Origin of the sequence: uncultured Psychrobacter sp. (assembly GCF_947495825.1) — a bacterium.
In the GTDB taxonomy this organism is placed as follows: domain Bacteria; phylum Pseudomonadota; class Gammaproteobacteria; order Pseudomonadales; family Moraxellaceae; genus Psychrobacter.
This window is the reverse complement of sequence record NZ_CANMAH010000005.1, coordinates 32,490-52,397: the sequence shown is the minus strand read 5'-3', so window position 1 is coordinate 52,397 and position 19,908 is coordinate 32,490. Positions and strand designations below refer to the sequence as shown.

The 19,908-nt window shown below is 41.6% G+C and carries 12 protein-coding genes; 6 read left to right on the top strand and 6 right to left on the bottom strand.

The features are described 5' to 3' along the window. Positions 1–7 precede the first annotated feature (7 nt). The 6 genes from Q0895_RS06935 to pilG form a co-directional block, all read right to left on the bottom strand. On the bottom strand, positions 8–7,075 hold the full coding sequence (locus tag Q0895_RS06935) for an Hpt domain-containing protein (protein ID WP_299186949.1): 7,068 nt from the start codon (positions 7,073–7,075) through the stop codon (positions 8–10). Positions 7,076–7,093: 18 nt separating this feature from the next. After that, positions 7,094–8,182, bottom strand: coding sequence for a CheR family methyltransferase (locus tag Q0895_RS06930; RefSeq protein ID WP_299186947.1), 1,089 nt, complete (start codon positions 8,180–8,182; stop codon positions 7,094–7,096). A 10-nt stretch (positions 8,183–8,192) separates the two neighbouring features. Next, on the bottom strand, positions 8,193–10,295 hold the full coding sequence (locus Q0895_RS06925; RefSeq protein ID WP_299186944.1) for a methyl-accepting chemotaxis protein: 2,103 nt from the start codon (positions 10,293–10,295) through the stop codon (positions 8,193–8,195). Between the two features lie 230 nt (positions 10,296–10,525). After that, positions 10,526–11,053 carry a chemotaxis protein CheW gene (locus Q0895_RS06920; protein WP_299186941.1) on the bottom strand — a complete coding sequence of 176 codons (528 nt, stop codon included), beginning with the start codon at positions 11,051–11,053 and terminating at the stop codon, positions 10,526–10,528. Between the two features lie 3 nt (positions 11,054–11,056). Further along, the gene (locus Q0895_RS06915) at positions 11,057–11,419 is read right to left on the bottom strand and encodes a response regulator (RefSeq protein ID WP_299186938.1); all 363 of its coding nucleotides are present in this window, start codon (positions 11,417–11,419) and stop codon (positions 11,057–11,059) included. Positions 11,420–11,603: 184 nt separating this feature from the next. Next, positions 11,604–11,984 (bottom strand): twitching motility response regulator PilG, encoded by a 381-nt coding sequence (gene pilG / locus Q0895_RS06910; RefSeq protein ID WP_058369474.1) that lies wholly within the window; start codon positions 11,982–11,984, stop codon positions 11,604–11,606. Positions 11,985–12,370: 386 nt separating this feature from the next. Between pilG and Q0895_RS06905 the strand changes: the two genes are divergently transcribed. The 6 genes from Q0895_RS06905 (at position 12,371) to Q0895_RS06880 (ending at position 19,813) form a co-directional block, all read left to right on the top strand. Continuing rightward, complete coding sequence (locus tag Q0895_RS06905; RefSeq protein ID WP_299186930.1) at positions 12,371–13,624, top strand: HlyD family efflux transporter periplasmic adaptor subunit; 1,254 nt, start codon at positions 12,371–12,373, stop codon at positions 13,622–13,624. Between the two features lie 345 nt (positions 13,625–13,969). Further along, entirely contained in the window at positions 13,970–14,692 is a 723-nt protein-coding gene (locus tag Q0895_RS06900) for a response regulator transcription factor (RefSeq protein WP_299186927.1), read from the top strand. A gap of 131 nt (positions 14,693–14,823) precedes the next feature. Continuing rightward, entirely contained in the window at positions 14,824–16,923 is a 2,100-nt protein-coding gene (locus Q0895_RS06895; RefSeq protein ID WP_299186924.1) for a sensor histidine kinase, read from the top strand. 302 nt (positions 16,924–17,225) lie between these two features. Then, positions 17,226–17,996 (top strand): methionine ABC transporter ATP-binding protein, encoded by a 771-nt coding sequence (locus tag Q0895_RS06890; protein WP_299186921.1) that lies wholly within the window; start codon positions 17,226–17,228, stop codon positions 17,994–17,996. A 109-nt stretch (positions 17,997–18,105) separates the two neighbouring features. Beyond that, positions 18,106–18,702, top strand: a complete 597-nt coding sequence (locus tag Q0895_RS06885) for a methionine ABC transporter permease (RefSeq protein WP_197409097.1) — start codon at positions 18,106–18,108, stop codon at positions 18,700–18,702. Between the two features lie 148 nt (positions 18,703–18,850). Beyond that, positions 18,851–19,813, top strand: coding sequence for a MetQ/NlpA family ABC transporter substrate-binding protein (locus Q0895_RS06880; protein WP_299186918.1), 963 nt, complete (start codon positions 18,851–18,853; stop codon positions 19,811–19,813). The last annotated feature ends 95 nt before the right edge of the window (positions 19,814–19,908 follow it).

Sequence of the window (19,908 nt, the reverse complement as noted above, 5' to 3'; positions counted from 1 at the left end):
ATGGTTTTTATCCATCATGACTCAAGCTTATCTTTTGACCAAGTAATGTTTGCATTCTGTTTAGTAGTTCAGTCTCTTGGAATGGTTTACCCATATAATCATTTACTCCGATATCTAAGGCGCGTTCGCGATGCTTTTCACCAGTACGCGAAGTTATCATAATGATAGGAATATCGCGCAAACGTTTATCAAACCTTACCTGTGTCGCCACTTCAAAACCGTCCATACGTGGCATTTCAATATCTAATAAGATTAAATCCGGTATGGTCTCTTGTAAGATTTCAATCGCATCAACGCCATCTTTTGCAAGAGCCACATTGATGCCTTGACGCTCAAGTAAACGTGACGTGACTTTACGGACCGTCACAGAATCATCAACCACAAGTACCGTAACTGGTGCTTCCGCTCCGCTGCGTTCAGGCTTTGGCGCTTGAATGGTATTTTGCGTCGATGCATTACGCATTAGTGCAATAAGGTCTAAGATCAACATAACTGACCCATCACCCATAATAGTTGCAGCCGAAATACCTGCCAAATGCGACAACTGACGACCAAGTGGCTTTAACACAACTTCAATACGAGAGCCTGCAATTTGATCGACTTGCAGTGCCATTTTTTGACCGGCACGGTTTTTTATTACGATAAGCGGTAAGCTGGTATTGGTACTGACCATCAACTCGTTAAGCTTACTACCAGATAAGATTTCATTTAGATAACGGACTCGGTAATCCTCATCTTCGATATGTAAAGTAGTAGCACCAGATGCATAATAATCATATAGCTTTTCTGGATTGACTCGTATTACTCGCTCAATCTGTACCAAAGGTATCGCATAGTAACGATCCGCCGCCCGCACGACCAAAGCATCAGACACAGCTACTGTCAAGGGCAAACGTATGATAAAGCGCGACCCTCTGCCTTCTTCAGACGTGACAGTTACCATGCCTCCTAACTGACGAATCTCACTGATAACCACATCCATCCCGACACCACGGCCCGAGATTTGAGTGACGTGCTGGCTAGTTGTCAGACCGGCATTAAAAATATACTGCATAATGTCTAGATCGGTCAGACTGTTATCATTGGCATCAATTAGACCCTGCGCAATTGCTTTATTTCTGACTGCCTCAACATTGATACCACGGCCATCATCACTTAGGTTGATGACAACCTCACTACCCTCACGTAGGACTTCTAAGGTGATATGACCGCTACGGCTTTTACCAGCTGTTAGACGAGTTTGAACGTTTTCAATACCGTGATCGACAGCGTTACGTAGCATGTGCTCTAGTGGAGAGGTAATGCGCTCTAGAATGGTTCTGTCCATTTCGTCATCAGCGTTGATGACTGTCAACTCTACCGACTTGTTAAGCTCATTAGCAGTTTGACGCACGATACGCTCAAGGCGCGGTGTCACACGTGTAAACGGCACCATACGCGAATTCATTAACCCATCTTGCAATTCAGTTTGAGTACGTGATAATTGCAGCAGCAAACCCTCACTATCGCGTGTCTTTTCTAGCATAGTGTTGTTAATTTCAATCAAATCAGAAGCTGATTCTGTGAGTGACTTAGATAGCTGGTTTAATGAAGAGTACTGATCCATCTCTAATGGGTCAAAGTCTTCATTATTCACCAATTCATCATCGTCAATCTGTGATAAGATTTGCGCTTCAAGCTCAATCTCCATCCGGCGTAACTGATCCGCCAAGCGTTGGACGGTAGTGCCCATCTCCTCAATACTATTGGTTAAGCTACTTATACCCATATCGATACGTGCACGGTTGATTGCTGACTCACCCGATAGGTTAATCATATGTTCAATCAAACCACCTGAGATACGAATCATCTCGTTGCTACCCGTGCTTTGCTCTTGTTCTGCAAAGCTACCTGCCATAGATGGCATCTCTTTTAGATTTTCGACTACACGGCCTGACTGTTGTAGCATTTTGGCTGCTAAAATCATGCTACGCTGAGATTGCAGGGTCTCATTAGGGATATGTTTTAAGTCATCAGGGTTTTTGCTGAACTGCTTTAGCGCCAAGATTAATTCGTTAGGTGTTGGCGGATTGACCTGCTGCTTTAAGATAAACACTGCATCAGCCAACCAATCATGACAGTCGGTCAATAGTTGTGAGATCATTTTGGTCGCAGGCTTTCTTAGAATAGCCAACTCTTCGTATACTGTTTCCATCTCATGCGCAAGATCAGCAATACCATTTGCCGCTACCATGCGTGCGCCACCTTTAATAGTATGTAAATCTCGTTGCAATGCTTGCAATGCTGCCACGTCACTGACGTTGCCTAAAAACAGCTGCAAATACTTGTTACTACTAACAACTATCTCATCTGCCTCTTCTAAAAAGACTTCTAAAATATCAGGATCTGGCAGGCCATCTGTCCAAGACTCGGCAATTATGCTATCCAAACTGGCAGTATCAGAAGCTTGCTCGCTCTCTCGATGACTGTCTTCCGTATCAACTAAGTCATTATTATTATGGTTTTGGAGCGCTGGTAAAACCAGAGTAATGGCTTTTGGTAGTTGATCGCTACGTTCAAACTCTTGTAACTGCTCAATAAGATCATCAGCAAAGAATGCTTCTTGATAGCGCACAACATAATCAATCTGTAAAGACAGAGTATCTTGTACCATTTGCATGATGGTTAGCCACTGCGCAGTTGGATGCAAACGTTGTTCAACAAACGCTTCGTAAATACTTTCAGCCTCATGCGTCAAGTCACCGATACTACGGATACCTGCCATGCGCGCGCCGCCCTTGATGGTGTGCAGATGACGCTGCAATACTTTTAACGTTGCCATGTTGCCACTGTCAGCACGCCATTTGCTAAAAGACTGAGCGATGGCACTGTCAAGCTCTTGTGCTTCTTCTAAAAATATCTCCAACAACTCAATATCGGTATCGATTGCTTCAAGCTGTAAGGTATCGGCCTGTATGCTTTTTACCGTCGTTGACTCATCACTCTCTGCTTCTTGTGTTTCCTGATGACCTATCAAATTGTCATCTGAAACGTTTAAGCTATCTTCATCATCTACTGTACCAATTGCATGTAAGTCCTGTAGTACTTGCTGATCAACTTTTAGGGACATGCTACCTGCTAAAGCATCGAACAAGCCTATAAGTTGGCGATGGCCTGCAAATAACACTGTCTGTATTTTAGCGTTGTAAGCTGCTTCAATATTATTATTCAGATAGCTATACACTGAGTCTAAAGCTGCTAATAACGAGGTAAATTTTGGCGACTCTTTCGTCTGACTTGTCAACTGGCGGATTTGTTCGACTTGCTTTTGAACATAGCTTTGGACTTGCTCAGTACTGCCATTATTTAATGCTTCACCTAACTCCCACTCAGCGTTTAGTAAGGTATCAACGTCTGATTCTAATAGCTCAGAAACGCTTAATTTGCTGTCTACTAATGTATGCGTCGCTTTAGTTTCATCTAGTATTTTTTGTAAAGATACCAAGTCTTCTTCATTTTGCAGATGCTCATCAGTAAGATCTTGCTCCAAACTTTGCTGGTAAGCGTCCAGATACCCTTCAATTAATTTCACTGATTGAGCTAACGCTTGCAAGTGATGGACACTCATTGGCGTATCATAGTTTTGTAGTTGTTCTAAGCTATGCTCTATGTTTGCACTAATTTCACTAATCGCAGTAAGCGCACTAGAGCCAGAAGCCGCTCGCAAAGTATGGAAGGCGCGTACGATTTCATCCGTGACTTCGATATGTTCATCACCATCGTGAGCTTTGACGAAATCATTGATGTCCTGTAATAACGATCGAGCCTCTTCAACGAATATTTTATAAAAAGTTTGTTCCTCAGCACTTTGCGGGGTTATTACCACTGGTGCCTCTGCCATCATCTCATTCATAGAATGAATGGTCTCTAGCATGTCGTCGCTATCAACATCTTCATGCTTTTTATCACTGTTATCAACGAACTCATCGTCATTTATACCAGTATTATCTTGGCTATCTACGAACCACTCTTTGCGCAAGTTCACATAACTAAACGTATCACCATGCTTTTTACTATACGCATTGGCACAAGCTACCCACAGGGTTACTATCGCTGGGTAGCCCTCACTATGATGCTCATTATTGTTAGCAAACGTTTTGACCAAGTCTGGATAAGTGGCTAAAACATCAGCCACCAGTTGTATAATATCTGTAGTCACTGCAATAGTATGGTCCAAAATACGATTGAGCATATCTTCGATAGACCAAGCAAGCTCACCGGTATAGTATGCACCAACCATACGTCCTGAGCCTTTTAAGGTATGAAAACCTCGACGTACTTCTTTTAAACCTATTAAGTCAGAGGGTACTAGACGCCACTGTTCGTATTTTGGTGTAATTTCATCCAATACCTCTTCTGCTTCTTCAATAAAGATCTCTTTAATTTCTGGATCACTATCTTGAGCATCAACAGGTAATTGTTGTGCTTGGTGCATAAAAGGTTCAAGAGCGGTAGGAATGCTTAGATTGTTTGCTTGTGCATCATTTGTTTGAATATTGTTTGATAGGTCAACGCTATCCGACGTAGTTTCTGGAGACTCAGAAATAAAATCATTCGATACAGTGTTATGCTGGTTTACCATGTTTTGCTCGTCGGTTGACGCTGACGGAATCACTTTTGGATGATCAGATGTTAATAAACCTGACTCTAAAGATATATCCAAACCAGCAGATAACGGCTTTCCTACCAATAGGTTGCTACTTTGCAAAATAGTAATAGCAGGATCGATACTAGGCTCTTGTAATGCTGCAAAATCTGCGACTAGCACTGATAGATGCGTAGTTGTTTGAGTCACTAACGTAACCACGTCTTTGGTGACTGCTAACGTCTTATCTAATACTCGGTTTAATAGATTCTCAATTGCCCATGCCATCTCACTAACAGTAAAAGCTCCTACCATACGTCCTGAGCCTTTCAACGTATGAAAGCCGCGGCGCACGTCGGTCAATGGCGATAAATCTTGGATATCTTGTTGCCAAATAGGTAAAAGCTCTTTTAAGTCAGTAAGTACGTCCTCTGCTTCCTCAATAAAGATATCGCGAATCTCTTCATCCATATCAAAATTGTCAGGTTTTACTTGCGTACGTGCAGCTTGCAGCTCTTTACTGTCGCGACTGATAGCATTCATCTCTTTTGTAGTGCTTACTTGGACATCAGCTTCATCGTCTACTACGTCTTTATTCAGTACCTCGTCAGTAGGCACAATCTCACCACTATCATCATAGCGGACAACATTGGATAAAACTGGCTCATTAGGTGTAAAAGCAGGTACTACCGTATCAGGCGCAGCTATTAAGGCATCTACCAATCTTTGTGCCTGCTCTATATGCTCATTGGCTTGCTGCAATAAAGGACGATCAAATACTTGCTGGGCTAGATAATCTAGCAATAGCTCAATCGCTGTCAAACTCTCTGCTAAAGACTGAGTCAGATTCCAGCTGATATTTTTTATTTTATGGGTTTCTAATTTAGCAAATACCTCGGCAAGCTTATCACTAACTGTCTGTACCGACGTCAAACCCATCTCTTTAAAAGCCTCACTAATCTTGGCAAAAGCGACAGCTGTTGGTAATAAATAGGTTTGCTGCTGATATACATAGTCGTTAAAATTATGTTTTAGGTCTTCAACTGCAATACGTAGCTGGCGTAAATCGTCATTAGTAAAGGCGGTAGACTTTACAGCATTCGCTTCGATAGCTGTATTATCAGAAGCAGCTAACGTCACAAAAGAGGCTTTATCGCCAATTTTGGTATGAATAGATTGTTCAGTGTTATAAATAGCACTGTGTAACTCTTGGAGCTGATGTTCAATCTGCTCACTTACTTCTGCAAATGATGACTCTGACATCATATTATTTTTGATGTCGCTCAAAACTTGTCTCACTTGTGCCTCGTAGCGAGACCAACCACGACACTCAAGTTGTCTTTGAAGTTGCTGTAGAGGAGCTATAACTGTATGTGGGTCATTGAGACCCAAAATTATAGACTCAAGCTCAACCAATATACGTGGTAAAAAACGTAAAGTAGATTCGCTCGTTTTTGATAAGTGACTTAACAAACCATGAGTCTGCTCATTGATATCTTCAAGACCACTGATTTGTATATAAATATCAGCTATTAAACCTTCAATATCTTCATGTGCTATTTCTGTATTTTCATTTGTTTTAGACGTTGTCAGAGTAGAGTCTGTATTACTGATTGACGTATCATCTGACTGCTTACTTACATCGACAGCCTGCTGATATCGGTTATCTAAGACCTCATCTAACTGTGACAATAGCTGCGCATAAATAGCTGGCAGTGGTAATGAATTGTTCGCTAGGTTACTTAACCAAAGCTCTGTCAAAAACCATAACCGTTGTTGAGCATCGGCATTATTTGTATGCTGTAAGCTGACAGCTTGCCATAAATAATGACTAACTTTTTTCAAGCTGAGCAAGACAGTTGTATCATTGCTATTAATAGTCAACAACTTCTGGACTTGTTGACGCCATACCAGTAATAACTGTTTATATTGTTCAGGTAGTAAAGGAGATAAAAAAGAGCTACTTGACGTGGTAACGTTAGGTACAGCTACATCTATCGTTTGGGCAGGAAAGCTGTGATTATCGTCAGCTGAGATGCTGTTTAGCGATAGACTATTATCTGCTGCTATATTTTGTTGTGGTAACAAATGCGTAAGCTTATCAATCGTTCTATCAATAAGCGCACTTCGATAACTTCCTGTCTGAACATATTGAGTCAGCTCGTATTGCAACAATTGATGAGCAAATCGCCCTACTCGGAAGTATTGAGCATTCAATAGCGTTCCACTGCTTGTATCATAGGCTAACAAGCTAAGTTTTGCAGCCAAAGTAGCCAGTTGAGGCAAATTAGCCATTATCAAGGCACCACTGATTTCGTGGTAATGTCGTCCTATACGCTTAAAATCAGGATAAGTATCTAACTGCCAGTCTTTAGCCACTAGTGATAACTGCTGTTCAAAAAGTGGGAGAAGCCATTCTAGCGTCACCATTTCATTTGGCTGGTTTTTCATAGGATTATCCTAACTCGTTTATGCACTAATTTTTTGCCATGCATTAACCTGTGGATGGGCAATGCGGCGCATATTTGAAGGTCGCCAAAACAGCGCCTCTCCTGGAGCTAATATGATATAACCGCCTAGCGCACACTGTGCAGACAGTCGTGTCAAAATATCGCGTTGATCAAACTGTCGAAAATATATTAATACGTTTTGACATACAATCACTTGCTGCAGATGCAAGGTCGCTAAACCTTGAGTAAAAATGTTGTGCCAGATAAAGCTGACTCGTTCATGCAATTCCGGTACTACTCGCCAATAAGCTGGACTTTGATTAGGTAGCGGCTTATCAAGATGTAACTTAGGCAATGCTTGATCTGTTGTGGAAGCTCGGTGCTGAGATGTCGCTTGTGTATCGTTTTGATCAGTGACGGCTAATGATTGCGTAAAAAAACGCTGATACGCTGACGGAATGAGCTTTCGTTGACGCTGATCGTATTGTCCTTTACGTGCTTTAGTGAGCGCTTTTCGGCTGACATCTGAGCCTAATAACATATAGTTTGAGATGTTTTGGGCAGCTAGGCTCATAGCTAATGACCATACTTCTTGACCTGTAGCACAGCCGACACTCCATATACGAAAAACTCCCGTACTACTATCAGCACTACTCTTAACACTATCATTAGAATGGTCTTCAGTAGTGTCTTGTCTCAGATGAGCACAGTACTGTCCTGCCAGCGATGTTATAAACTCTATTGAAGGTTCATGACGAAAAAAACGACTTTCAGGGATAAGTACAGTATCAAGTAACTGTTGGTTCAATTTGCTATTTGTTTGTATAGCATCCCAAAGCTCTGCTACAGACAAATTGTTTTCTGTGGCTGTGTTTTCAATCGCATTTAATAACCATTGAGACTGCTCTTTTGGCAAGACAAAACCAATTTTTTGTTCTATGTAGTGTTGCCACTGAACAACTGCAATTGGTCTATCTTTTAAGCGAAAAAGAGTCGTCTCGCTTTTTTTTGTGTGGTTGCGCTTCAAATGACTGAGCTCAAAATTACTGGATCTTAAGCCATTAGCTTTATGTAGATCAGTATCCACGTTAGAGGTATTAAATGCCATTTATCTTTATCTACGCCATGGCAGAAGTATGATTTTGAAAGTCTTCTTCATAATCGTGCAACTGCTCGTTGTCATCAGATAGCTTAAAGCCTGTTACTGACTCTTGAAGTGCCGCCGCCATTTCGCTCAGCTCACCAACTGAACGTGCCGTTGCCATCGTTCCTGATGAGGTTTGTGATGTAATATCTTGAATAATATTCATCGCATTAGAAATGTGACCAGCAGATTCTGCCTGTTGCTGCGCCGCGTTTGAGATGTTTTGAATCAAATCGGCCAAAGTATTAGAAACGCTTTGCACCTCTTCTAGTGCTTCTCCAGCGTCTTTTGCTAAGCGTGCCCCGCGTACAACTTCTGAAGTCGTTGTTTCCATCGACATAACTGCTTCACTAGTATCTGCCTGAATGGTCTTAACCAAGGTTTCAATCTGCTTAGTTGCATTCGCTGAACGCTCAGCTAGGCGCTGAACTTCATCAGCAACTACCGCAAAACCACGGCCAGCATCGCCCGCCATTGACGCCTGAATAGCGGCGTTCAATGCCAAAACGTTGGTCTGATCAGCAATATCGTTGATAAGGCTTACAATATCACCAATCTCTTGCGATGATTCACCCAGACGTTTGATACGTTTTGAGGTTTCTTGAATCTGATCGCGAATAACGTTCATGCCTTCAATAGAACGCTGTACCACGTCGCCCCCATTATGAGCAATGGCAACTGAGCGCTGTGCAACGGATGCTGATTCGGTCGCATTTGTGGATACTTGATCAATCGATATCGCCATCTCATTAATCGCAGCGGATACACTAGCAATCTCTTGCGCCTGATGTTCAGAAGCTTCAGCAAGTTCAACAGCATTCATCTGAGTCTGTTCAGAAGATTGAGAGACTTTTTCAGCAGTACTGTTAATAACCAAGACCAGCTGACGCAACTGGTCAATAGCAAAGTTTACTGAGTCAGCAATCGCACCAGTAAAGTCTTCAGATACTGTGGCATTAACAGTCAAATCACCTTCTGCTAAGTCACCTAGCTCATCAAGTAAACGTAGAATAGCCATCTGGTTACGTTCATTTTCTTCTTGAATTTGACGTGCACGCTCAGATTCAGTTTCTGCTTCTTGGCGACGACGAAGGGTTTCTTTTTCAATTAATACTCGCTCAGTACCACCTTGTTGTTTTAGTAGTTGAGAGAGCGCATATATAACGCCAAGCAAACCTAATAAGAATATAAGCGCAGGCCACATCACACCAGTACGTGTCAAAATATCACGATCAATATTGGTCAATTGAGCTTGAGTATTAGTAGCAAGCTCACCTAAAGCACGTGCGTTCTCGCGAGACTCAATGGCGGGACTATTCAATGAAGCAAGCTCTTGTACTACTGGGGCAACTGCCGTATTGAAGGTTTCAGATATACTCTGTAATGCAGGTAACGACTCACCATAGTTTTGCTGTTGTACGTTTAACGTTTGAGCAAACAGCTCTGCTTGTTCTGCAAATTCTGCTGGCGTACCGTCGATACTACGAGTCAGCTTATCCATCTCAGTATACAAACGCTCAGCGCGTAAGGTCTGAGTCTGCATATCACTAATAGCTGCAACAGGTATATTGGCTGCGACTGCCTGCTCTATGACTTGACTATAGTCACTTTGCATCTGTTTAGTAGCCGTAGCGACATTATCTTTTATATCTTGTAGCGCATTGACATCGTTACGATGACTTAGTACATAGTCAATCTTTTCTTTATTGGCTTGCCATTCATTCTTAAGCTCAGCAAAAACAGCCTTATTGTCGGTAGCGTTTTGTTGAGCTGAGATCAATGCTACTTGATAACGTTGCACATCGTTTTGTAAGGCATCATAAGCATTAGCGCTTACATCAGCATCGCGTGAAAAAGTGGCATCATTAACGTTTTGTACAATGTTAGCTGCACTGACTTCTAACTGATTGACGTTACTTAAGTAGTTGCTTACCGTTGATAGCGTATTTATAAGCAAAATCAAACAAGCCACACTTACTAAGGTGAAAACCCCTAATAGTATCTTCCATATATTACTATTAGGGCCTGATGTCTTTTGATTGATACCAGTTGCAGGGTTTTCTATAACATCACTCATTGCGCTCGTTCCTTTCAAACAGTCGTTTAAGTCATATCATGACTGACGTTGTTAATGATCATCGTCCAATGATGGCTTCTATCTATCATTGGTAAAATTTCTATTAATAAAAACTTTTGTAATGCTGACATATCATCTGTATGCCAGTCTTTATAACTTTTTTCTCTCTCCTAAGTTCTATAAACTTAGTAGCAGATATTGAGTGGTTACAGTTACCTACAAACATTGATTTATATCGCAGCATCAATATAGTCTAGATCTCGTGCTAGCATACTTGGCATAAAAACATACCAATCCTGACCATCTTTAGAGAACTTGCCATGGTTGTAAGCTGCAAACGGTGAGTCGCTATCAATGGCTTCAGCACGATATTGATCACGAGTAAACTGTTCGATACCAACGACTCTATCAACCAATAGACCTGAAAAAACTGAACTATGATCGATGACTATGACCTTACGGTGGCTTCTTTGTTGCTGACTAGGAATTTGCAAGAATTGCGCCAAGTCAGTGATTGGTAACAGACGACCTCGGACGTTGGCAATACCAAGCATCCAAGGCTTTACTAATGGCATACTGGTATATTCGGGCATGGCTAATACCTCAGATACCTCCCCCATTGGAGCAATCAGTCGCTGACCACCGATTTCAAAGACTATGCCACGCCAATCATACACTTGCCCACCTTGACGACCACTACTACGTGCTCGGGCAAGATCCGCTAAGCGTAGAAGCTCGATAAAACCTTTGGAAGCCACAACTTACTCCGTTACTGTACGGATAATACGTACAAGCTCGTTTTCGTCTACTGGTTTGACCAGATACTCTCTAGCTCCTTGACGTTTGCCCCAAACTCGATCAGTCTCCTGATTTTTGGTGCTGACAATTACGACAGGAATATGAGCCGTTGTCTTACCACGGGTGATTTTGCGAGTTGCTTGAAAACCATTCATTTCAGGCATTACCACGTCCATTAACACCACATCTGGCAAATGTTCAGCAGCCATTAAGCAGCCTTTTTCGCCATTGTTCGCTTCTAATATTTGAAAATTGTTTTTCGTTAGAATGTCGCGAAATTTTGCCATTTCGGATGGCGAATCGTCTATGACCAACACAGTTGTCATGGTTATTCCTTTTATTGTCGATCTTATCCGTACGGATAAGTTACTAGAGCAACTAAATAATTCGTTAAGTGATGTATTGTAATTTTCAAAAAATCTGAACAAGCGATCACTGATTGTTGTCTATTAGTGGTTGTTATATATTTGAGTTCGGTATCTTCTAAAAAAATGAGTCAATATATATGACTTAAGAGCGATACTGATTAATCGTCTCAAACAGCTCATCTTTACTAAATGGCTTGGTGAGATACTCATCAGAACCAACGATGCGTCCTCGTGCCTTATCAAACAGTCCATCTTTAGAAGACAGCATGATGACAGGAGTACTTGCATAATCAGGGTTGTTTTTGATCAGGGCGCAGGTCTGATAACCGTCGAGGCGTGGCATCATAATATCGACAAAAATGATGTCAGGATTATTATCAACGATCTTTGCAAGGGCATCAAAACCATCAATTGCAGTAACGACTTCACAGCCAGCTTTTTGTAGTAAAGTCTCAGCGGTACGACGAATGGTTTTTGAATCATCAATAACCATGACCTTTAACCCTTCAAAATTATTTTCCATTATTACTTTCCTATGAATAGATATTTATTCTTGACATGGTTGCTACTTACTATTCGACAAACCCTTACAAAACAAGAATCGCGTTAAGTAATCTCAGTAATTTTCTGACCAGTATTTGAGTCTGCTTTGTAACTATATTGTATAAATCAAGTATTTTACGCTCGTTTTAACATAGTCTACTCAAACTTTCTAATTATTCAGACCACGTCTACAATAATTCGGATGATTAACATGACCGGTCTGTTTTATCTTAGATTGTCAGCATAACTCTGTAGTTCTACCTCATATATGTCATTGATAACTGTTACCTACTTAGATAGTAGTTATCGCACCTTTCATTCTTTCTCTATATAATAAAATAACGTTCACTATAGTGATTAATGACGATGCGTATAAGACTTCCTAACATCTGCAAGAACTGTGCCTTCTTATTAAGCACCTTACTTATAATTGCTTGCCAGCCTCCCACGCCTATAGAAAATCAACAGCCTAGCGAAAAAAATGCGCAGGCAGACTCTCCTATTATCTTTAGTGACAATAGTGTCACTATGGCGTCTGATTATATTTTGAGTATTAAACCCTCCCGCTATCAGCCAAGCCTTGGCCTGCAAGGAGTGATCGAACCTACTAAGCAGTCACGTTTTGTCGCAGCACATGACATCATTGTGCAAAAGATATTGGTTTCAGAGGGACAATGGGTAGAAGAAGACGCTCCACTATTAATAGTAAAGCGTCAATTGCCTGCCGAAACAGTCGGTAAGACTTCTGCATCTACTAATAATAATGAACAAGAAACTAAGGCTGCTACTAGCACCGTAGAACCACCCATTAATACAGAGCAAGAGGACGAGATAAGCAGTAATAATAAGGAGTTAGATAATAATGTAGCGTTAGCAGAAGAAGATTTGGCTGATAAGGATATAACAGACCACACTGTAGATAACAACACGGATAGACAAAACACTAGTGACGATCAGGACACAGCCATTGTAGAGCAAGCCATACCAACCAATCTACCAGCACAGTCCATCGTAGTACGAGCAAGCTTTTCTGGACGTGTGGATAAATTACATGTGAAGAACACTCAACCAGTTGCTGCTCGCACTCCTCTACTGCGTGTAAGCGACGATAAAAACTTGCGTTTTGTTGCCACACTGCCTCTAAAAATGAAACCGCAACTGTCAGTTGGACAAACTGTAAATTTTACAGCCGAGAATTCATCAGAGAAGTTTGTTGGTCAGATTGGAAAGTTAGCCACAAGTAATCAGCCTGGCAAGCTACAGGTTTATGTTCATGTCGTCAAAAACGAAGCCAGTCGTGATAAGCTCAAACCTGATATGCTCGTTTCTGGACGTGTTGATTATGGGCAGATAGAAGTTGGTACCATCGTGCCTGAATACGGTATTCACGATGCTGATCTCTCAGTACTAAAAAAGCCGCCCTATCAGTCGCTTGTGCCAATCACGGCTAATGTTTGGATAATCAAACAAGATCAACGCTTAACTCGCTTGCCAGTCGAGGTAATCAAGTATGATCCTAACACTGAGCAATACTTGGTTGCTGGTATTAGTAATGATAGCCTTATCTGCTTGGCAGATTTGCCCCTAGAGTCGGTAGGTAAAAAGGTAATTGTTTCATAGTGATGTTTGATTGAACATCCAAATACTACACCAGCAGTCACAGAACAAAACATCAGTCGTTTTGTTTGGTTTTCTACGTTATATTCTTATTAAATGTCGCTCAAATAGCTGCTTTATAAGTTATATCGATTATGTAGCGAGTTACATTGTGTAGAAATATTAACAAAGCACGTCTTGTGTGGTAAGGCCTAAGTTAGGCAAAATAGACTCAGTAACATTTATATTGCTCATTTTTCTGATGATATAAACACGCTATAGTAATATGTATCTAAGAAAAATTAGAAAAATAACCATGACTACTAAAACAACAATTATTGAATAATGACCACTACTAAAGGACAGCTCATGAGTAAACAGATCCTATTAATCGAAGACGATCCAGATTTGGCTGAATTGATTAGCGATTATCTAACGATGAACTATTACGATGTTCATCATGCAGGGCTAGGTCAAGAAGGTCTAGACATATTGGACACTAAAGAGCGTGATATTGATTTGGTCGTACTAGATTTGATGCTACCTGATATGGATGGTATGCAGGTTTGCCAAAAGATACGCGGCAACAAAAACAATATGACCAATAAAGTACCTATCATTATGTTAACCGCAAAAGGTGATACAACTGATCGGGTGTTGGGTTTAGAGATGGGTGCGGATGATTATATCGCCAAACCTTTTGAACCTCGTGAACTATTGGCCCGTATTCGCGCTGTGGTTCGCCGTCATGAACAGCCCAATCAAGCCGACAGTCAGTCTGATAGCTTAACTTTTGGACGTTTGAGCGTGTTTCCTGATAGCCATGAAGTGACCATTGATGAGCAGCCAGTACGTTTGACCACTCATCAGTTCCAACTATTACACTACTTTGCGACTCATTCTGGTAAAGTGCTGAATCGTGAGCAGTTATGGCAGGCAATGCCAAACGATGATAGCTCTGATAACATTGATCGTGCAATTGATGTACACATCTCACGTTTACGCGCCTTAATTGAGGACAATCCGCGCCAGCCAAAACGCATTATTACTGTACGCGGCGTTGGTTATCAATTTGCAACTGATCAAGTTTAATGACTTATCTGATGCGTAAAATCGGTTTGTGTAAACCACTAAAGTAATGACCAAATAAAAATAGCCATCACGTCAACCGCGATGGCTATTGTTAGTCATTGATATAAGCGTTTGATAATAGAGAGCATGTAATGCAGCAGTTGGGTTTTCGCTCCGTGTTTGCCAAACTATTTGCTAGTGTCATGCTGGCACTCGTTTTGTTTGCAGTCGCTATGGTGTTATTGACACAGCTTGTCCATGATAAGAATGCTGGTATTCGCTCTGAAGTGGTGGCAACCCAAATACTTGGACAGATCGATCCTTTTTTGCATGAATTAAATACAGCTGTTAGTAAGAATAATCGTTTGCAAGCGCGGTTTATGTTGGCAGTGGTCAAAAAAAGCTTTGATATTTTTGATGAATCATTGCAAGCAAAAATGGGACTGTATGACAGTCAAGGTCGCCTGCTTATGCAAACAGACAACAGCGATCTGCCTCTAGATTTGCCTGCAACGCCTTCACTATTGACAGTTATATTCCCCTCTTTTTCAGAAACGCCTCCCACTCAACAAGCTCAAGTCTATAGTAGTACTGGCTATACGTTGCTGTATGAATCACGTCTAGCACCCAAAAAACCAGCATTGTCTGCAGCATTAAATCTGTTTACCGGAACCCTACTCCTGCTTATTATTATGGCAGGCGTACTATGGTGGATCGCGCGTTCAATGACATGGCGCATCAATCATATGAGTCAGCAAATGAGTCAACTTGGCGACGGTGACTTCACTGTACGTGTCAATAGTCGCGGCAATGATGAAATTGCCTCGCTTGCCCACGGGTTCAACCAAGCAGCGCAAAAGATCGAACATCTGATTGATGCCAATAATTTATTACTGGCCCATGCTTCGCATGAGCTGCGCACGCCCATTACCCGTATTCGTCTACAGATAGAGATGATGGATATGCTGGCAGGTTCGATGCCAAGTGATACAAAAGCAAAGTTTGATAAACGTGCCCAAGCGATCAATCGTGATTTGTCAGGGCTTAATGATTTGGTCGAAAGTATCTTGTTAGTAAGCCGACTCGATGCCGGACATGCAATGCAGCAGGTTGAGCGTGTAGACCTATATGACTTAGTAAATCAAGAGCGTCAGCATTATCCAGAAGCAACATTGATTGGCGAACATATTGTGATTGATGGTCAACCATTAATGCTGACTCATCTTATTCGCAACCTACTAAACAATGCTATGTTGCATGGCGTTCCTCCAGTGACTATCTTGCTATATGGCGCGCAAACCTTCAATGAGGCAGACACCTTACCTGAATATTTATTAGATTCGCTAGTATGCAGTAGCTTTGCTGACTATGGTCATTCAAACTATGGCCACTCACATTATGACAAACACACCGATGTAACAGAGCAACCAAAAGATGAGCAAAAAGATAACTTAATACTCACTCCATCTGATGAAGAGATACCATCTAATGCATCAGAACAACCAGATGTCATACCAGCCCCTATTATCTTTAAAAATGGCGAAACGCTCGCTATTCATGATGAAAAAAGTGATAAGAACAGCGTCAATCACAATGAAGCTCGTCAATTAACAGATACATCTGATAACGGCAATAGTCAAAAGCAGACAGCAGATGTCTTAGCCCCCAGCAATAATAGCAAGACGCTCCCCAATGGTCATAGTAAACTTGCTTCTGATTTGACTGACAGAATCAAAAGAGTCATTTGGAATATCGTCCCAGAGTCACAAGAGCAACATTTAGTATCTGATGGGCTCAATAACGCTGGAGCCAACAAAGCTGCACCTCACAAGCAGACAACTGAAAAAGCAAGCGCGGCTAGTACGAAAGAAAATTCAGCTAAAGCCAGTACTGGTAATAACAGTGACGCCAATACTGACAACAATAGTCCACCCCGTAAAGAAAGCTTATTTAAGAAACATCTTAAAAAAGTCAAACCAGAGGATGAGCGGCCGTTACCAAAATATGCAGTACTTGCCGTTATTGATGAAGGTACTGGTATCCCAAAAGACAAACGCGAAGAGATCTTTAGTCCGTTTGTACGCTTACAGCAAAAGAATAAAGGTTCAGGTCTAGGTTTATCACTGGTGTCACAAATCGTCACCGCTCATCAAGGCCAAATTATTACCGATACCATCAATGGTCATACTAGGTTTTTGGTGGTCATTCCAGTCAAGCATAATCTTCACAAAAACCATGACAATCATGATTAGACGCTACCAAGCTAGCTATTGTTTCAAGCTTCGCAGCATGGCTGTATAGCTTGTTACTTGTTTGTCTTTATATCTCTTAAAGCACCAAAACTTTATTACTGTCCTTTATTGGTAGACCTCTACTGACGCTAATATCTATATCGTTATAAGCGGTTCTCGAATGTTCATATCCAAAACGTCCAGAAATATGCTATATTACTGCCCCTTATCATATAGCTATTAATATAGATTTGACGCTGTCATCTTGCAATAGTATATCGACACTATCACCGCTACCTTATTTACTAAACTTCGAGCATTCCATGAGCGATATGATCGTCCTACATGACGTGACCAAAAGCTTTTTAAGCGACCGATCCATAAAAGATAAAGATGGTAAGCCGCATTGGTTTACTGCGGTTGAAACAACATCACTGTCTGTTCGACAAGGTGAAATCTTTGGTTTGATGGGCTATTCAGGTGCTGGTAAGTCTACCTTACTACGATTAATCAATATGCTTGAGCGTCCTGATAGCGGTCAAGTCATCATTGATGGTACTGACTTGACGACGTTGTCCGCCAGTGATTTACGTATTGCGCGTCACAATATTGGTATGATTTTTCAACAATTTAACCTAATGGCCAATCGCACCGTCTTTGATAATGTGGCGTTTAATTTGACAGTGTCAGGCTATCCTAGTCGCGATGTACGTAAACGTGTCATGGACTGTCTTGAGATTGTGGACCTAACTGATCGTGCTGGTCACTATCCTGCGCAGCTCTCAGGCGGACAAAAGCAGCGTGTCGGTATCGCGCGCGCGATTGCCCCAAGTCCAAAGGTTTTATTGGCTGATGAACCGACCAGTGCGCTTGACCCTGCAACGACTCGCAGTTTGTTGACCTGTCTGCGCGATATCAATGACCAGCTTGGCGTGACCATCGTGATTGTCACTCATGAAATGAGCGTGATTCGTAGACTCTGTGATCGGGCCGCATTACTGCACCAAGGGAAGTTGCTTGAGGTTGCAGAGGTAACAGAAGGTCTGATTCAAGCAACCACTCCGATAGGCAAAGGCTTAGTCGTTGAAGATTAATGAGGTAAAATAAATAGATATGTTAACTGGTACTGAACTATCCGCCTCAGTAGATAAGCTGTATGCGCTTCGTAAAGAGATTTGGCAAGCATCGTTTGACACCTTTGTCATGCTTGGTATTTCGACCGCTGCTGCTGTTACGATTGGTGGGCTATTTGGGATATTCTTATTTTTATCTAGTGATCGACAGTTTTTACAAAACAAAGGATTGTATGCAATATTAGGCGGTATCACCAACTTTATGCGTGCTTTCCCTTTTGTCATTTTGATGATTGCCATGAGTCCTTTTACCAAGGCCATTGTCGGTACGGGTATCGGACCAATAGCAGCGTCCTTAGTCCTAGCAATTGCTGGCTCGTTCTACTTTGCCCGTTTGGTCGAGCAAAATCTGCGTGAAGTACCACGTGGTATTATCGAGGCGACTGAGTCAATGGGTGCACGTCCTTTTACGATTATCAAAGTATTGCTCAATGAAGCAAGATCAGGACTGGTATTATCTGTCACCATTTTATGTATTAGTCTACTCTCTTATTCAGCAGCTGCTGGTATGATTGGTGGCGGTGGTTTAGGCGACTTAGCGATTCGTTATGGTTATTATCGCTATCAAACTGAAGTGATGATTTTTATCGTTCTTATGCTATCGATTATGGTCATCTCAATTCAAGCCTTTGGTAACTGGCTGGCGACTCGCTTAGACAAGCGTTAAGCCACTTTATAGAATACTTGACATTGCAGCTGACTAGGTTTAATTTGACCGTCATCCAATTTTTTGTAAAAGCAGCATTACTATTCATAATGTTGCTTTTTTAATGGTTGTTTTACTATCCAATTATTTATTGACCTGAGGAAATCTTATGAAATTAACAGATATTAGCCGTCAGCTGGCAACTGCATTTGCCGCTGTTGGTGTATCCAGCCTAGTGTTGGTCGGTTGTAACAACTCATCAGCGCCAGAAGCAAATAAAGAAGCTGTGAGCGAAGGCACAACCGCCCAAACCGCGGCCAGCGATATCGATCCTGAGCACACAAAAATTGTCATCGGTACAACCGAAGGTGACTTTGCTGATATGGTGCGCAATCAAGTCAAAGCCTCACTAGAAGAGCAAGGTTATGAAGTTGAGTTAGTGCCTTTTACTGACTATGTCCGCCCTAACCTTGCACTGGCTGAAGGCGATTTGGACATCAACATCTTCCAGCATAAGCCTTATCTTGATACCTTCAAAAAAGAAAACAACCTTGATCTGGTCGAAGTTTTCCAAGTACCAACTGCGCCGCTCGGTATTTATTCAGGCAAAAAGAACACTCTTGATGAGGCTTATAAAGGCATGAGCGTCTCAGCACCGAATGATCCAAGCAACTTTGCTCGCGCTTTGGTGATGATGGATGACCTTGGTTGGATCACGCTAAAAGACAACATCGATCCACTGACAGCTTCAAAGACTGATATCGCTGATAACAGTAAGTATGATATTAATATCGTTGAATTAGAAGCTGCTCAATTGCCACGCGCTCGTGACGAAGTCGACTTTGCTGTGATCAATGGTAACTATGCAACCGATGCTGGTATTGAGCTAACCGAAGCGTTATTCCAAGAGCCAAGCTTTGCTTATGTCAACTGGTCAGCGGTTAAATCTGCTGATGTGGGTAAAAAATGGGTGGAAGACGTCACCAACACTTATAATTCAGAAGCATTTAAAAAGTATGCTCATGATACTTTCCCAGGCTACAAGTATCCAAAAATCTGGGATGCTAATACTGCACCAGCTACCGAAGCGGCTGCAGGCACTACCCCTGTAGAAGCAGAAGCAGCGCAGTAATCGAGAGCTTGATGGCTAAAGATTTTAGACCATTAAATACTGCTAAATTGAATTAATTAACAGAGCTAATAACACAAGTCGTAAACACAAAAAAA

Bases quoted from the DNA above. Each gene is read 5' to 3' on its own strand.
- Q0895_RS06935 (WP_299186949.1), bottom strand. From the start codon at position 7,075: ATGAAAAACCAGCCAAATGAAATGGTGACGCTAGAATGGCTTCTCCCA.
- Q0895_RS06930 (WP_299186947.1), bottom strand. From the start codon at position 8,182: ATGGCATTTAATACCTCTAACGTGGATACTGATCTACATAAAGCTAAT.
- Q0895_RS06925 (WP_299186944.1), bottom strand. From the start codon at position 10,295: ATGAGTGATGTTATAGAAAACCCTGCAACTGGTATCAATCAAAAGACA.
- Q0895_RS06915 (WP_299186938.1), bottom strand. From the start codon at position 11,419: ATGACAACTGTGTTGGTCATAGACGATTCGCCATCCGAAATGGCAAAA.
- pilG (WP_058369474.1), bottom strand. From the start codon at position 11,984: ATGGAAAATAATTTTGAAGGGTTAAAGGTCATGGTTATTGATGATTCA.
- Q0895_RS06905 (WP_299186930.1), top strand. From the start codon at position 12,371: ATGCGTATAAGACTTCCTAACATCTGCAAGAACTGTGCCTTCTTATTA.
- Q0895_RS06900 (WP_299186927.1), top strand. From the start codon at position 13,970: ATGAGTAAACAGATCCTATTAATCGAAGACGATCCAGATTTGGCTGAA.
- Q0895_RS06895 (WP_299186924.1), top strand. From the start codon at position 14,824: ATGCAGCAGTTGGGTTTTCGCTCCGTGTTTGCCAAACTATTTGCTAGT.
- Q0895_RS06890 (WP_299186921.1), top strand. From the start codon at position 17,226: ATGAGCGATATGATCGTCCTACATGACGTGACCAAAAGCTTTTTAAGC.
- Q0895_RS06885 (WP_197409097.1), top strand. From the start codon at position 18,106: ATGCTTGGTATTTCGACCGCTGCTGCTGTTACGATTGGTGGGCTATTT.
- Q0895_RS06880 (WP_299186918.1), top strand. From the start codon at position 18,851: ATGAAATTAACAGATATTAGCCGTCAGCTGGCAACTGCATTTGCCGCT.